We start from the raw sequence: 15,366 nt of genomic DNA on the forward strand, positions 1-15,366 counted from the left end.
GTCCGGCATCCGGACTGCGCCCTTGACCGATTTCAGGCGTTGCTCGCCGCCACCCAGCTCTCCAGGGCCCGCTTGGCCGCCCCGGAGTCGATGGACTCGGCCGCCACCGCGATCTTCGCCGCGAGCTGCTCGGTGAGCGTGCCGGCCCCCGGGTCCAGGGCGACCAGGGCCGCCGCCGAGTTGAGCAGCACCGCTTCCCGTACCGCGCCCCCCTCGCCGTCCAGCAGGCGACGGGCCACATCGGCGTTGTACGAGGCGTCGGCGCCGCGCAGCGCCTCGACCGGGACGATGGGCAGCCCGACGTCCCGCGGGTCGAAGGGCTCCTCGCGGACCGCTCCGTCGCGCACCACCCAGACCCGGGAGGTGGCGGTGGTGGTCAGCTCGTCGAGCCCGTCGTCGCCGCGGAAGACCAGGGCGGAGTTGCCCCGGTCGGCGAGCACGCCCGCGACGATGGGCGCCATCCGCGCGTCCGCGACGCCGACGGCCTGGGCGCGGACCTGGGCCGGGTTGGTGAGGGGGCCCAGGATGTTGAACGTGGTCTGCGCGCCGAGCTCCTTGCGGGCCTTGGCGGCGTACCGCAGGGCGGGGTGGAACTTCACGGCGAAGCAGAAGGTGATGCCGGCCTGCTCGGCGACCTCGACGACCCGCTGCGGGGTCAGCTCCAGGTTGACGCCGAGCTTCTCCAGTACGTCGGAGGAGCCGCTCGCGGAGGAGGCGGCCCGGTTGCCGTGCTTGACGACCTTGGCGCCGGTGCCGGCGATGACGATCGCGGACATGGTCGAGATGTTGACCGTCTTGGCGAGGTCGCCGCCGGTGCCGACGATGTCGACGGTGCGGCCCGGCACGTGGATGGTGTTGGCGTGGGCGTACATCGCGCGGACCAGGCCGGTGACCTCGTCGACGGTCTCGCCCTTGGCCCGCAGCGCGACGGCGAACCCGGCGATCTGCGCGTCGGTGGCCTCGCCGCTCATGATGCGGTCCATGGCCCAGGCGGTCTCCTCGGAGGAGAGGTTCTCGCCGCGCAGGAGGGGGTTCAGGAGGCCGGGCCAGGAACGGTCCGCCACGCTGTCGCCGCCGCTCGGGGTCACAACGTTCATGGTCCGCTCCAGGGTCCACAGCCGGTCAGAAGGATCGGCTCCACCCTATCCAGCCCCGGGGACCGCGAAGAGCCCCGTCCATCGAATGGACGGGGCTCTCACGGTGGCGATCAGGTCAGGTGATCAGTGGTGGCCGTGGCCCTCGCTGATCTCCTTGTACTCCTCGGGGGTCGCCTTGGGGATCTGGTTCCCGTCGGCGAAGTACCCCTTGCTGAGCTTGGCGCGCAGCTTCTGCACCGGGGAGATCTTGCGCTTGACGCCGTTCTCGTCCACCGCGGGGCCGAGTTCGAGCGGCTTGTACTGCTCGTGCGCCGTGAGCGTGTGCAGCTGCTCGGGGCTGAGCGGCTCGTGGATCTCGACGAACTCACCGTGCGGCAGGCGCTTGATGATGCCGGTCTCGCGGCCGTGCAGCACCTTCTCCCGGTCGCGGCGCTGGAGGCCGAGGCAGATCCGCTTGGTGACGATGAACGCGATGACCGGTCCGACGAAGAAGAAGATCCGGACGAACCAGGTGATCGAGTTGATCGACAGGTGGAAGTGCGTGGCCCACAGGTCGTTTCCACCGCCGACGAGGCCGATGAAGTACGCCGTGATCCAGGCGACGCCGAGGCCCGTACGGGTCGGGACGTTGCGCGGGCGGTCCAGGATGTGGTGCTCGCGCTTGTCGCCGGTGATCCAGGACTCGACGAACGGGTACACCGCGATCACGGTGAGCACCACGCCGAAGGCGACCAGCGGGATGAACACGCCCAGGGCGAGCGTGTGGCCCCACAGGTTGATCTCCCAGCCCGGCATCACGCGGACCAGCCCCTCGGCGAAGCCCATGTACCAGTCGGGCTGGGCGCCGGTGGACACCTGGTCGACGCGGTACGGACCGAGCGCCCAGATCGGGTTGATCGTGGCGATGGCCGAGATGACCGCGATGACGCCGAAGACGAGGAAGAAGAACCCTCCGGCCTTCGCCATGTACACGGGCAGCAGCGGCATGCCGACGACGTTCTTGTTCGTCCGACCGGGGCCCGCGAACTGCGTGTGCTTGTGGTAGAAGACCAGGATCAGGTGGGCCACCAGCAGGCCGAGCATGATGCCCGGCAGCAGCAGGATGTGGATCGAGTAGAACCGGGCCACGAAGTCATGGCCGGGGAACTCGCCGCCGAACAGGAACATCGAGATGTACGTACCGACGATCGGCACGGACAGGATCGCGCCCTGGGTGAAGCGGACACCCGTACCGGAGAGCAGGTCGTCCGGGAGGGAGTAGCCGGTGAACCCGGTGAACATGCCGAGCACGAACAGCAGGAAGCCGAAGAGCCAGTTGATCTCGCGCGGCTTGCGGAAGGCGCCCGTGAAGAAGACGCGCATCATGTGCACGAACATGGCGGCCAGGAAGATCAGCGCGGCCCAGTGGTGGATCTGCCGGACGAGCAGACCACCGCGGACCTCGAAGCTGATCTTCAGGGTCGAGGCGTAGGCCTCGGACATCCGGATGCCCTGCATGGGCTCGTACGGACCGTGGTAGACGATCTCGCCCATGCTCGGCTGGAAGAACAGCGTCAGATACACACCCGTGAGGATGATGATGATGAAGCTGTAGAGCGCGACCTCACCGAGCATGAAGGACCAGTGGTCCGGGAAGATCTTGCGCATGTTGGCCTTGGCGAGGCCGTAGATGCCCAGCCGGCCGTCCGCCCAGTCGGCCACCCGCTCGCCGGCCGGAGCCTTGCGCCCGCTCGCCGGTTCGGCGGCGGAGGGGTTTTTCGTCGTCGTACTCATCCGCGCTCCCAGAAGGCAGCACCGACGGGCTCGTCGAAGTCGCCGAGCGCCTCGAGGTTGCCCTCGCTGTTGACACCGATCCGCAGCTGCGGAAGGGGGTGGCCGGCCGGACCGAAGATGACGCGAGCGCCGTCGGAGAGGTCGAAGGTGGACTGGTGGCACGGGCAGAGCACGTGATGCGTCTGCTGCTCGTACAGGCTGATCGGGCAGCCGACGTGGGTGCAGATCTTGGAGAACGCGACGATGCCCTCGTGGGCCCAGGCCAGCTGGCGCTTGTCCTTGATGTCGTCCGGCTCGATGCGGACGATCATCAGGGCCGCCTTGCCCATCTGCGTCTGGAAGTCGTGCGACTCCGGGTCGAGCCCCTCGGGCATGGCGAAGGCCAGCGACCCGACGGTGATGTGCTCGGGGCGCAGCGGCTTCATCGTGTTCATGTTGATGAGCTGCTTGCCCTCGGCCCACAGGGTGGTACGGAGCTTCTTCTCCGGCAGCGGACCGAGGTCGCGCAGCAGGACCACACCGGAGAGCGGCACCAGGGCCAGCGCGCCGAACATGGTGTTGCGGATCAGCTTGCGCCGGCCGAGCGCGGACTCCTCGGCGCCGGCCTTGAAGTCGGCCAGGACCTGAGCCTTGACCTCGGGCTCGGCCTCGATCGGGTGCCGGTCGGCGGCGACCTCGACGTCGGACATCAGGGTGCGCGCCCAGTGGACGGCTCCCGCTCCGATGAAGAAGAGCGCCGCGCCCAGGGTGAGACCCAGGGAGAAGTTGAGCGCGCTCACATGGCCGAAGGGCCAGATGTAGACGATCTTGTCCACCGGGAAGATGACGTAGGAGGCGATGAAGCCCACCGTCGCCAGCATCGAGAGGGTGAACATGAACGCGACGGCCCGCTCGGAGCGGTTCGCGGCGCGTTCGTCGAGGTCCTGGATGCGCGGCTTGTGGGCCGGCAGCCCCGGGTCGGCGAACGGGTCGTCCGTACCCTCGACCGCGCCGTGCGCGGTCTCCTGCACCACAGGCAGGCTGTCTTCTGGAATCTGTTGGCTACTCATGACTTCTTGGCCTTAGCGGTGTGGGCCGCGACCCAAACGGCGACTGCGACGAGCGCGCCGAGTCCGAAGATCCAGGCGAACAGACCTTCGCTGACCGGACCGAGACCGCCGAGGGCCAGGCCGCCGGGGCTCTCCGTCTCGTCACCGTTCACGGACTCGATGTACGCGATGATGTCCTTCTTCTCCTGCTCCGGCATCGTCGTGTCGGGGAAGGAGGGCATGCTCTGCGGGCCGGTCTGCATGGCCTCGTAGATGTGCTTCGGGCTCACACCTTCGAGGTCGGGCGCGTACTTGCCCTCCGTCAGGGCTCCGCCCTTACCGGTGAAGTTGTGGCACTGGGCGCAGTTGGTGCGGAACAGTTCGCCACCGTTGGCGACGTCCGCGCCCGCCGGGTCGACCTGCTTGTCGGTCGGCGTGACGGGACCGGCGCCGAGCGACGCGACGTACGCCGCGAGCTGGTCGATCTCCGCCTGGGTGTAGATGACCTTCTTCTTCGGTACCTGGGCGCCCGGCTGCTGCGCGGGCATACGGCCCGTACCGACCTGGAAGTCGACGGCGGCGGAGCCCACGCCCACGAGGGACGGCCCGTCGGTGGTGCCCTGACCGCCGGTTCCGTGGCAGCTGGCGCAGCCTACGGAGTAGAGCTTCTTGCCCTCTTCGATGGCGAGGGACTGGGCGGTTTCATCGGCCTGCGCCTTGCCCGCAGGCGCAAACGCGGCGTACAGCCCCCCGGTGGCCGCCAGCGCGAGGAGTAGTACGACGACCGCCGCCAGCGGATGGCGTCGTCGTGCGGAGAGCTTTTTCACGGATTACCCCGGTGTCAGGATCTTCTGCGTCGATGGTGGGCGGGTGCGAGCCCGGGTTACTTGATCATGTAGATCGTTGCGAACAGGCCGATCCATACGACATCGACGAAGTGCCAGTAGTAGGACACGACGATGGCGGCGGTTGCCTGATCGTGGGTGAACCTCTTGGCCGCGTACGTTCTGCCGAGGACCAGCAGGAAGGCGATGAGTCCGCCTGTCACGTGCAGGCCGTGGAAGCCGGTGGTCAGGTAGAACACCGAGCCGTACGGGTCGGACGAGAGGGAGAGCCCCGCCTCCTTGACCAGCTCCACGTACTCCAGGACCTGGCCGCCGACGAAGATCGAACCCATCACGAACGTCACGATGAACCAGGTGCGGAGCTTCTTCACATCGCCCCGCTCGGCGGCGAAGACGCCGAGCTGGCAGGTGAGTGAGGAGAGCACCAGGATCGTGGTGTTCGTCGCCGAGAACGGGAAGTTCAGATGGCCGGACATCTCCTTCCAGTAATCGGGTCCCATCACCGATCGCAGGGTGAAGTACATCGCGAAGAGGGCCGCGAAGAACATCAGCTCGGAACTCAACCAGATGATGGTTCCGACGCTGGTGAGGTTCGGCCGATTGACCGACGGGTGCGCGTGCCCGGTTTCTACTGTCGTTGCTGTCGCCACGACCGACATTATGTCGGTCGCTTATCCCGCCCTCACCCCGGGGGGTGCCGTTCGGTGTGTCCGTACCGTCTGCAGGGGGCGCACCCTGCGCCGAACGGCCCATCGAATCGTCGTCATTACCGGTGCTGACGGCCGGTCGGGCGGAGTACGATCCGCGCATCGGTTCATGCCCCGAGAGCCCCGACGACGTCGATGTCACGGAGGAACAATGCAGGCGACCGCCACGGTCCTGGTCTACAGCGACGACGCCAACATCCGCGAGCAGGTGAGGCTGGCAGCCGGTCGCAGGCCTGCCGCGGACGTCCCACCGGTGGAGTTCCTGGAGTGCGCGACGCTTCCGGCCGTCCTGGCGGCGCTGGACAACGGCGGCGTCGACGTCTGCGTGCTGGACGGGGAGACGGCTCCCGTCGGCGGCATGGGCGTCTGCCGCCAGATCAAGGACGAGGTCTTCCGCTGCCCGCCGGTGCTGCTGCTGATCGGCCGCCCGCAGGACGCGTGGCTGGCCACCTGGAGCCGCGCGGAGTCCGCTGTGACGCTCCCGGTGGACCCGGTGGAGTTCCCCGACGCGCTGGCGGCGCTGCTGCGCCGCCGGCTCGCCGTGGAGGCCTGAGGGGCCCCTGTGCCCCGCTGCGGGTCGTTCCGCGCAGCGGGGCACTGCCCGGCCCGGGTCAGACGTGGGGACGCAGTCGGGCGGCCTGGAGCGTCTGCGGGCTGTCCGGCGCCCCTTCGTTCAGGGCGCTGCCCTGCTGCCACTTCTCCCAGGAGAGGTTCCAGTCGCCGAACCCGTTGCCGAACGGGTCCATGTCCTCGCCCTCGCTGCCGACGACCTTGACGATGTCGCCCTCGCGCACGGTGTCGAAGAACCATTCGGCGTTGCTCGTGCTCATGCCGGTGCAGCCGTGGCTGACGTTGGCGTTGCCCTGAGAGCCGGTGGACCAGGGGGCGGCGTGGACATACTCGCCGCTCCAGGTCACCCGGGTGGCCCAGTAGACCGGCAGGTCGTACGACTCCGAGGAGCCGGCCGCGATGCCGATGGACTCGCCGCGCATGCGGACGAACTGCTCCTTGGCGAGCACCACCTTGACCCCGTTGCGGGTGGAGAAGCCGGGCTTGCCGGTGGTGACCGGCATGGTGTTGATCACCTCTCCGTTGCGGAGCACCGTCATGGAGTGGTCCGAGGCGTCGGTGACGGCCTCGATCCGGTCGCCGGTGGCGAGCTTGAGGGGCTTGGCCTCGGCTCCGTAGAGCGCGTTCGTCACCTTGATGCCCGCCAGGTTGGAGCGCACCTCGATGGTCGCGTTCGCGGGCCAGTACTCCTTGGGGCGGTAGTGCAGCTTCTTGTCGTCGACCCAGTACCAGGAGCCGGTGACCGCCGGGGTGGAACGGACCTTCAGGGCGCGCTCGACGGTGGCCCTGGCCGCCTTGTCGGTGATCGGAGCGCTGAGTTCCGCCGTGATGGGCTGTCCGACGCCGTAGGTGCCCGCCTCCGGGCCGAAGGCGACCTTCAGCAGCTTCTTGGGCGAGGAGGTGTCGAAGGAGAGCGTACGGAGGCCTGGGGCGCCGTCGCTGTTCTCGGTGGCGACCCTGACGGTGTATCCGGTGCCCGCCGCGAGCGGGGCGGTGGAGCGCCAGCGCCTCCCGTCGGCGGAGAGCTCTCCCGCGAGGTGGCGGCCGCCGGTGTCCACGGCGGTGACGTCGGTGATGCGCCCGTCGTCACCCTTGACGGTGACTTCCAGGGGCTTGTCGGGGTCGGCCTTCTCCTTCTTGGAGGGGCCGTTGAAGGAGACCTGGTCGCCCGCGTCGTACGGCTTCGTCGAGAGCGGGTGTCCGTCGGGCGAGCCACAGGCGGTCGCACCCGCTGCGAGGGTCACGACCAGGAGGGTGCAGCTCACTACGGTGCGGATGCGCGGCGTGTGGTTCATGCGGTCCACGCTAGGAAGGTTCATCCGTTCCAGCGCGTTCAATGACTGCAAACGAGCGAAAGGCCCGCGTCGCTTGCGGCGATGCGGGCCTTCCGTGGTGTAGCGCGTGTCACCGCCTGCGCGGTGGCACGGGATGCGGTGTCACTGGGTGCGGTTCTCGCCCCGGTAGTACTCGAAGACCCAGCCGAAGAGGCCGATCAGGAGCAGGGGGGCGGAGAAGTAGAGCAGCCACCAGCCGAAGACGACGCCCATGAAGGCGAAGGCTCCGCCGACCGCCAGGGAGAGCGGCTGCCAGCTGTGCGGGGAGAAGAACCCCAGCTCGCCCGCCTCGTCGGCGACGTCCGCTTCCTTGTTGTCCTGGGCCATCGCGTCGACCCGGTTGGCCGTGAAGGCCAGGTAGAAGCCGATCATGATGGACAGCCCGAAGGCCAGGAAGAGGGCCGTGGTGCCGACCGGCTCCTTGGACCACACGCCGTACACGACGGCCATGGCGAGGATGAAGACGCTCAGCCAGATGAACATCTGTCCCTGGATCTTCACTTGCCTGCCTCCTTGCCGCCGGCGAGGGCCTTGTCCGACTCGGAGTCATGGCCGAGCTGCTCCAGCGCGGTGATCTCCGGGTGGTGCAGGTCGAACGCCGGGGATTCGGAACGGATCCGCGGCAGGGTGAGGAAGTTGTGCCGCGGCGGCGGGCAGGAGGTCGCCCACTCCAGCGAACGGCCGTAACCCCACGGGTCGTCGACCTCGATCTTCTTGCCGTACTTCGCGGTCTTCCAGACGTTGTAGAAGAACGGGAGCATCGACAGGCCGAGCAGGAACGAGGAGATCGTCGAGATCGTGTTCAGCGCGGTGAAGCCGTCGGCGTCGAGATAGTCCGCGTAACGACGCGGCATGCCCTCGGCACCGAGCCAGTGCTGCACCAGGAACGTGCCGTGGAAGCCCACGAACAGCGTCCAGAACGTGATCTTGCCGAGCCGCTCGTCCAGCATCTTGCCGGTGAACTTCGGCCACCAGAAGTGGAATCCGGAGAACATCGCGAAGACCACGGTGCCGAAGATGACGTAGTGGAAGTGCGCGACGACGAAGTACGAGTCCGAGACGTGGAAGTCCATCGGGGGCGAGGCGAGGATGACGCCGGTCAGACCACCGAAGGTGAAGGTGATCAGGAAGCCGACGGCCCAGAGCATCGGTGTCTCGAAGGACAACGACCCCTTCCACATCGTGCCGATCCAGTTGAAGAACTTCACGCCTGTTGGCACGGCGATGAGGAACGTCATGAAGGAGAAGAACGGCAACAGCACACCGCCCGTGACGTACATGTGGTGCGCCCACACCGTCACGGAAAGGCCGGCGATGGCGATCGTCGCGGAGATCAGACCGATGTAGCCGAACATCGGCTTGCGGCTGAAGACCGGGATGACCTCGGAAATGATTCCGAAGAATGGTAGCGCGATGATGTACACCTCTGGATGGCCGAAGAACCAGAAGAGGTGTTGCCAGAGCAATGCGCCGCCATTGGCCGCGTCGAAGATATGCGCGCCGAATTTACGGTCGGCCTCCAGCGCGAAGAGCGCGGCGGCCAGAACCGGGAAGGCCAGCAGGACCAGCACACCGGTCAGCAGGACGTTCCAGGTGAAGATCGGCATGCGGAACATCGTCATGCCGGGGGCGCGCATGCAGATGATCGTGGTGATGAAGTTGACCGAGCCGAGGATCGTGCCGAAGCCGGAGAAGGCCAGACCCATGATCCACATGTCGGCGCCGACGCCCGGCGAGCGGACCGCGTCCGAGAGCGGGGAGTAGGCGAACCACCCGAAGTCGGCCGCACCCTGCGGGGTGAGGAAGCCGGCCACCGCGATGAGCGAGCCGAAGAGGTACAGCCAGTACGCGAACATGTTCAGCCGCGGGAACGCCACGTCGGGCGCGCCGATCTGCAGCGGCATGATCCAGTTCGCGAATCCGGCGAACAGCGGCGTCGCGAACATCAGCAGCATGATCGTGCCGTGCATCGTGAACGCCTGGTTGAACTGCTCGTTCGACATGATCTGCGTACCCGGACGGGCCAGCTCGGCGCGCATGAAGAGCGCCATGAGTCCGCCGATGCAGAAGAACACGAACGACGTGACCAGGTAGAGCGTACCGATCGTCTTGTGGTCGGTGGTGGTCAGCCACTTCACGACGATGTTTCCCGGCTGCTTGCGCCGCACGGGCAGCTCGTCCTCGTACGAGTCGTCTGCCGGAGCGGCACCCTGAGGTTCGTTGAGGATGCTCACAGTTGGTTCTTCTCCGCATTCCTGGCCGGGTCGGTCTGCGCGATGCCTGCCGGCACGTAGCCCGTCTGACCCTTCTCAGCCAGCTCCTTGAGGTGCTGCTGGTACCGCTCCGGGGAGACGACCTTGACGTTGAAGAGCATCCGGGAGTGGTCGACGCCGCAGAGCTCGGCGCACTTGCCCATGAAGGTGCCCTCCCGGTTGGGAGTCACCTCGAAGACGTTGGTGTGGCCCGGGATGACGTCCTGCTTCATGAGGAACGGCACCACCCAGAAGGAGTGGATGACGTCACGCGAAGTGAGGACGAAGCGGACCTTCTCCCCCTTCGGCAGCCACAGGGTCGGACCCGGGTTGCCGTTCTGCGGGTTGCGCGTACCGGGGATGCCCACGTCGTAGACGCCGCCGGCGCCCTCGGGGAAGTCCTTCTGGTACTTGTCGGGGATGGCCGAGAGTTCCTTGGGAGCCTCGGGGCCCGCCGCGGGCTGGCCGTCCACCTTCTCGATGTAGTTGAAGCCCCAGCTCCACTGGAAGCCGACCACGTTGACGGTGTGGGCGGGCTTGTCGGAGAGCTCGAGGAGCTTCGACTCATCTCGCGCGGTGAAGTAGAACAGCACCGAGACGATGATGAGGGGAACCACTGTGTACAACGCCTCGATGGGCATGTTGTACCTGGTCTGCGGAGGTACCTCCACCTTGGTCCGGCTACGCCGGTGGAAGAAGACGCTCCAGAGGATCAGCCCCCAGACAAGGACACCCGTGATGAGCGCTGCCGCCCACGAGCCTTGCCAGAGGGAGAGGATCCGAGGGGCCTCTTCCGTTACCGGGGTGGGCATACCGAGGCGGGGAAAATCCTCCCAGTTGTATGAACAACCGGAGGCCGTCGCCAGGACCAGGCCCGCAGTCAGCACCTGCGGCAGCTTCCGCCGCATCGGGCGCCGCGACGAGCGGTCGGAGCCGTTGGGACTCACGTAGCGCCTTCCCGAGAGTCTCGCCCGCACGGTCGGCGCGCCCGTATGTCTCTGGTCGGTCGCCGGCCCTGACGCGGGCAGGGGTTTGGATGTTTATGCGGACCAAACCCTACTGGACGCTATTTGGGGTCGCGCGGGGAGGGTGCCCAACGCGCCGCCCGACACCCCCCTGGGGTGGAATCCGGGCCTCCGGCCCTCATCTGACGCCCACTCGCCCGTCCGCCGGGACCGGCCCCCGCCGAGGTGGGGCCGGGTGCGGGCTAGCGTGGCGGGGTGCCCTACTTCGATGCCGCCTCCGCCGCCCCTCTGCACCCCGTCGCACGCCAGGCGCTGCTTGCCGCGCTCGACGAGGGCTGGGCCGATCCAGCCAGGCTGTACCGGGAGGGGCGGCGGGCCAGGCTGCTCCTGGACGCGGCCCGGGAGGCCGCCGCGGAGGCCGTCGGATGCCGCCCCGACGAGCTGGTCTTCACCTCGTCCGGGACGACGGCGGTGCACGCGGGAATTGCCGGGGCTCTTTCGGGGCGTCGGCGTGTCGGCCGCCATCTGGCCCTCTCGGCGGTCGAACACTCGTCGGTACTCCATTCGGCGGCGGCCCACGAGGCGGCGGGCGGTTCGTTCACCGAGGTCCCGGTGGACCGCTTCGGGGCGGTGGATCCGGCGGCGTACGGCGAGGCGCTGCGGGCGGACACCGCGCTGGCCTGCCTCCAGTCGGCCAACCACGAGGTGGGCACCGAGCAGCCGGTGGCCGAGGTGGCCGCGCTCTGCGCGGAGGCCGGGGTGCCGCTGCTGGTGGACGCGGCCCAGTCGCTCGGCTGGGGCCCGGTCCCGGCGGGCTGGTCGCTGCTGACGGCGAGCGCGCACAAGTGGGGCGGACCGGCCGGGGTCGGGCTGCTCGCGGTCCGCAAGGGCACCCGCTTCTCGCCCCAAGGCCCGGCCGGGGAGCGGGAGTCGGGACGGGCGGCGGGGTTCGAGAACCTGCCGGCGATCGTGGCGGCGGCGGCCTCGCTGCGCGCGGTACGGGACGGGGCGGCGGCCGAGGCCGCACGGCTGCGGGCCCTGGTGGACCGGATCCGGACCGTGGTGGCCGAGCGGGTGCCCGATGTCGAGGTGGTGGGCGATCCGGTGCGGCGGCTGCCGCATCTGGTCACCTTCTCCTGTCTCTATGTCGACGGGGAGACCCTGCTGCACGAGCTGGACCGGAGGGAGTTCTCCGTGTCGTCCGGTTCGTCCTGCACGAGCAGCACGCTGATCCCGAGCCATGTGCTCAAGGCGATGGGGGTGCTCTCGGAGGGGAACGTCCGGGTGTCGCTGCCGCCGGGGACGGCCGGGGCGGACGTGGACCGCTTCCTGGAGGTCCTGCCGGGGGTGGTCGCCGAGGTGCGCGAACGGTTCGGAGCCCCGGTTTCGGCCCCCGTCTCCCCCGGGCCCGCCGCGTCCCTGGTGGTCGACGCGCTGGGCCGCCGTTGCCCGATCCCGGTGATCGAACTCGCAAAGGTGATCGGGGAGGTAGCGGTGGGCGCCACGGTGACGGTGCTCGCCGACGACGAGGCGGCGCGCCTGGACATCCCGGCCTGGTGCGAGATGCGGGGTCAGGAGTACGTGGGCGAGGAGCCGGCGGACCGGGGTTCGGCCTATGTGGTCCGCCGGCTCAGCTAGTCAGACGGTGCGGTTCACGCCAGGTGCTGCTGGACCTCGGCGGCGGCCTCGTGCCCGTACGCCTTGGTGAAGCGGTCCATGAAGTGGGTGCGGCGCAGGGTGTACTCCTGGGTGCCGACCGTCTCGATGACCAGGGTGGCGAGCATGCAGCCGACCTGGGCGGCGCGCTCCAGGCCGACGCCCCAGGCGAGGCCGGAGAGGAAACCGGCCCGGAAGGCGTCGCCGACGCCGGTGGGGTCGGCCTTGCTCTCCTCCTCGGGGCAGCCGACCTCGATGACCGGCTCGCCGACCCGCTCGATCCGGACACCGCGGGCGCCGAGGGTGGTGACGCGGTGGCCGACCTTGGAGAGGATCTCCTCGTCGCTCCAGCCGGTCTTGGACTCGATGAGCCCCTTCTCGTACTCGTTGGAGAAGAGGTAGGTGGCGCCGTCGAGGAGGATGCGGATCTCGTCGCCGTCCATCCGCGCGATCTGCTGCGAGAAGTCCGCGGCGAACGGGATGTTCCGGGAGCGGCACTCCTCGGTGTGGCGGAGCATCGCCTCGGGGTCGTCGGCTCCGATGGAGACGAGGTCGAGGCCGCCGACGCGGTCGGCGACGTTCTTCAGCTCGATGAGGCGGGCCTCGCTCATCGCGCCCGTGTAGAAGGAGCCGATCTGATTGTGGTCGGCGTCGGTGGTGCAGACGAAGCGGGCGGTGTGCAGAACCTCGGAGATACGGACCGAACCGGTCTCGACGCCGTGCCGGTCGAGCCAGGCGCGGTACTCGTCGAAGTCGGATCCCGCGGCGCCCACGAGGATCGGCGCGGTGCCGAGCAGCCCCATCCCGAAGCAGATGTTGGCGGCGACACCGCCCCGGCGCACATCGAGGTTGTCGACCAGGAAGGAGAGGGAGACCGTGTGCAGCTGATCCGCGACCAGCTGGTCGGCGAAGCGGCCGGGGAAGGTCATGAGGTGGTCAGTGGCGATCGAGCCGGTGACTGCAATACGCACGGGGAGACTGCTCCTGCGGAAGGCGAAGGGCCGTGAGTGCGCCCTCCGGGACGACGTGACAGTTCACGCTACCGGGTGTCCCGATCTCCAGGAAAAGGGAAAACTACCCGATAGTAGGGCTTTCTACCTGAGTGCGACCGTGGTTACGGTGCGGATATGTCGAAGCACACCGCATTGCCCGAGTCGGAATCGAGCCTGGCCGCACTGCGCGGTGACTGCGCGCGGATGGCGCCGCACTGGACGGCGCCGGTGAAGAGCACCCCGGCCCCGGTGAAGCCGTCCCTGATCAGCGGGGTGCGGATCCCGCCCTCGTCGGCGCGGCTGATCGACGCGATGTCCGAGTACGGCGACTGAGAACCTGCGGGGCCGGGCCGGCCGGCGCCGTCTTTCGGCCCTTCTCGTGCGCGTTCCGGCCCGAATCGCAGGGTGCCCGGGTCCGGGACTCCCCCGCCTGGTGGAACCGCCCGCTCCTCCGTTCCGTCCCACCGGTGTCCCCGCCCCGGGGACACGCGGCGGACACCGCGACGGCAACGCAGTCGAAGGAGCGATCCGGTGAGCACCGAGCGACCCGACAACGACGTGACCGGCCCCCGGCGGCGGCGTCCGCCGCTCGCGGTGGCCTCGGTGGCCGCGGCCGTGCTGCTGGCCGGGGGCGGCGGGGCGTACTGGGCCTCGACCGCCTCGGGCGACGGCGGCGCGGCGGACAGCGGTGCGGCGGCGAAGAAGTCCGCCCCCCTGCTGGCCCTGGACGCCTCGGCGGACGGCCCGGACTCCCCGTCCTCGGCCTCGGACTCCCCTCCCCCGGGCATCGCCCCCGGCGAACCGGATCCGGGCGGTCCGCCCGTGGTCTACCGGGCCGCGGGCGAACTCCCGGACGGCCCGGACGAGGCGGCGGTCCACGAGGCCAAGGGCGTGGTCGCGTCGGCCGAGGTCGCCCGGCTGGCGAAGGCGCTGGGCATCCCGGGCTCGCCGCGCACCGAGGGCACGTCCTGGGTGGTCGGCGACGACGACGGCCCCGGTGCGCTCCTGAAGGTGACGAAGCAGGCCCCGGGCACCTGGACGTTCGCGCGCACGACCCCGTCCAAGTCCTGCGAGCCGGGGAAGATGTGCGCCAACGACGCGCTGGGGTCCGGCGGCGACCCGGTGAGCGAGAAGGCGGCGAAGGCGGCCGCGGCCCCGGTGCTCAAGGCGGCCGGGCAGGACGACGCGGCGCTGAACGCGGGCCAGCTGATGGGCGACGCCCGCGTGGTGAACGCCGATCCGAAGATCGACGGGCTCCCGACGTACGGCTGGTCGACCGGTGTCCAGGTGGGCCCGGACGGCAAGGTGACCGGCGGCAGCGGACATCTGAAGGCGCTGGAGAAGGGCGCCGTCTACCCGGCGGTCGGCGCGGACGAGGCGCTGAAGCAGCTGAACGCGGCGAACAAGGGGAAGGGCGACGGGGGCCGGGACATCGGCGGCTGCGCCACTCCCGTACCGCTGGAGGGTGAGCAGAAGTCCCCCTCCGAGCCGCAGTGCGTGCCGTCGAACGGCAAGCGGGCGCCGGTGACGCAGACGGTCGAGGACGCGGTGTTCGGTCTCTCGCTGCACTACGTGGACGGCCGGCAGACTCTGGTGCCGTCCTGGCTGTTCACCGTCCGCCAGGCGCCGGGCGGCCCGGAGAACACGGTCACGCAGGTCGCGGTGGACCCGAAGTTCATCGAGAAGCCGGATGCACCGACGACGCCGTCCGGGGACCGGAAGGTCACCTCGTACGGAGCGGACGGACGGAGCCTTGAGGTGACGTTCTGGGGCGGTGTGTGCAGTACGTACACGGCGAGCGCGAAGGAGAGCGCGGGCCAGGTGCGGATCACGGTGACGGAGAAGCCGCAGGAGGAGAAGGAGGCCTGCATCATGATCGCCAAGGAGCTGACCCGGACGGTGGCGCTGGAGAAGCCGCTGGGCGACCGCACGGTGATCGACGCGGCCTCGGGCGGCGCGGTGCCGCGCGGCTGACGCGGACGGCGGCCTGCGGCGGGCATAGGTACGGCGGCAGGCCATACGTACGGCGGCCGAGTAGCAGACACTCAGCTCACGCGTGACCACGCCCATGGACCAGCCGTCGGTGACGATGTGGTGCATCGCCAGGACGAGCACATGCTCACGCTCGTCCACCTGCGCCAGGAAGA

The 15,366-nt window shown here is 69.0% G+C and carries 14 protein-coding genes; 4 read left to right on the plus strand and 10 right to left on the minus strand.

Annotated features, from left to right (window positions below):
- Positions 1-32 precede the first annotated feature (32 nt).
- From trpD to ACFWM7_RS24710, 5 genes are all read right to left on the minus strand, one after another.
- Positions 33-1,097 carry an anthranilate phosphoribosyltransferase gene (trpD, locus tag ACFWM7_RS24690; protein ID WP_383264037.1) on the minus strand — a complete coding sequence of 355 codons (1,065 nt, stop codon included), beginning with the start codon at positions 1,095-1,097 and terminating at the stop codon, positions 33-35.
- Between the two features lie 123 nt (positions 1,098-1,220).
- Positions 1,221-2,870 (minus strand): cytochrome bc complex cytochrome b subunit, encoded by a 1,650-nt coding sequence (locus tag ACFWM7_RS24695; RefSeq protein ID WP_383264040.1) that lies wholly within the window; start codon positions 2,868-2,870, stop codon positions 1,221-1,223.
- Positions 2,867-3,919 (minus strand): Rieske 2Fe-2S domain-containing protein, encoded by a 1,053-nt coding sequence (locus ACFWM7_RS24700; RefSeq protein WP_383264042.1) that lies wholly within the window; start codon positions 3,917-3,919, stop codon positions 2,867-2,869. Before ACFWM7_RS24700 ends, ACFWM7_RS24695 begins: the two co-directional genes overlap by 4 nt.
- Positions 3,916-4,725, minus strand: coding sequence for a c-type cytochrome (locus ACFWM7_RS24705; protein WP_383264045.1), 810 nt, complete (start codon positions 4,723-4,725; stop codon positions 3,916-3,918). Before ACFWM7_RS24705 ends, ACFWM7_RS24700 begins: the two co-directional genes overlap by 4 nt.
- Positions 4,726-4,781: 56 nt before the next feature.
- Entirely contained in the window at positions 4,782-5,402 is a 621-nt protein-coding gene (locus tag ACFWM7_RS24710; protein ID WP_383264047.1) for a heme-copper oxidase subunit III, read from the minus strand.
- Positions 5,403-5,601: 199 nt separating this feature from the next.
- Between ACFWM7_RS24710 and ACFWM7_RS24715 the strand changes: the two genes are divergently transcribed.
- On the plus strand, positions 5,602-6,003 hold the full coding sequence (locus ACFWM7_RS24715; RefSeq protein ID WP_383264050.1) for a hypothetical protein: 402 nt from the start codon (positions 5,602-5,604) through the stop codon (positions 6,001-6,003).
- Between the two features lie 58 nt (positions 6,004-6,061).
- Here ACFWM7_RS24715 and ACFWM7_RS24720 read toward each other — a convergent pair whose 3' ends face one another.
- From ACFWM7_RS24720 to coxB, 4 genes are all read right to left on the minus strand, one after another.
- Positions 6,062-7,315 carry an Ig-like domain-containing protein gene (locus ACFWM7_RS24720; protein ID WP_383264053.1) on the minus strand — a complete coding sequence of 418 codons (1,254 nt, stop codon included), beginning with the start codon at positions 7,313-7,315 and terminating at the stop codon, positions 6,062-6,064.
- A gap of 141 nt (positions 7,316-7,456) precedes the next feature.
- On the minus strand, positions 7,457-7,855 hold the full coding sequence (locus ACFWM7_RS24725; RefSeq protein ID WP_007451224.1) for a cytochrome c oxidase subunit 4: 399 nt from the start codon (positions 7,853-7,855) through the stop codon (positions 7,457-7,459).
- The gene (gene ctaD / locus ACFWM7_RS24730; protein ID WP_003969631.1) at positions 7,852-9,588 is read right to left on the minus strand and encodes a cytochrome c oxidase subunit I; all 1,737 of its coding nucleotides are present in this window, start codon (positions 9,586-9,588) and stop codon (positions 7,852-7,854) included. The genes ACFWM7_RS24725 and ctaD overlap by 4 nt, the downstream gene beginning before the upstream one ends.
- The gene (gene coxB / locus ACFWM7_RS24735) at positions 9,585-10,553 is read right to left on the minus strand and encodes a cytochrome c oxidase subunit II (protein ID WP_383264056.1); all 969 of its coding nucleotides are present in this window, start codon (positions 10,551-10,553) and stop codon (positions 9,585-9,587) included. The genes ctaD and coxB overlap by 4 nt, the downstream gene beginning before the upstream one ends.
- Positions 10,554-10,826: 273 nt before the next feature.
- Between coxB and ACFWM7_RS24740 the strand changes: the two genes are divergently transcribed.
- Complete coding sequence (locus ACFWM7_RS24740) at positions 10,827-12,209, plus strand: cysteine desulfurase/sulfurtransferase TusA family protein (RefSeq protein ID WP_383264059.1); 1,383 nt, start codon at positions 10,827-10,829, stop codon at positions 12,207-12,209.
- A 14-nt stretch (positions 12,210-12,223) separates the two neighbouring features.
- On the opposite strand, the gene ACFWM7_RS24745 is transcribed toward ACFWM7_RS24740, so the two are convergent.
- A complete protein-coding gene (locus tag ACFWM7_RS24745; protein WP_205083121.1) occupies positions 12,224-13,198 on the minus strand; it encodes a carbohydrate kinase family protein in 975 nt (324 codons plus the stop codon).
- Positions 13,199-13,354: 156 nt separating this feature from the next.
- Here ACFWM7_RS24745 and ACFWM7_RS24750 point away from each other — a divergent pair, with 156 nt between their 5' ends.
- Together ACFWM7_RS24750 and ACFWM7_RS24755 are read left to right on the plus strand one after the other, a co-directional pair.
- The gene (locus tag ACFWM7_RS24750) at positions 13,355-13,552 is read left to right on the plus strand and encodes a hypothetical protein (protein WP_383264062.1); all 198 of its coding nucleotides are present in this window, start codon (positions 13,355-13,357) and stop codon (positions 13,550-13,552) included.
- Between the two features lie 198 nt (positions 13,553-13,750).
- Complete coding sequence (locus ACFWM7_RS24755; protein ID WP_383264064.1) at positions 13,751-15,193, plus strand: hypothetical protein; 1,443 nt, start codon at positions 13,751-13,753, stop codon at positions 15,191-15,193.
- Positions 15,194-15,366 lie beyond the last annotated feature (173 nt).

Origin of the sequence: Streptomyces sp. NPDC058375, from assembly GCF_042723425.1 — a bacterium.
GTDB lineage: Bacteria > Actinomycetota > Actinomycetes > Streptomycetales > Streptomycetaceae > Streptomyces > Streptomyces durocortorensis.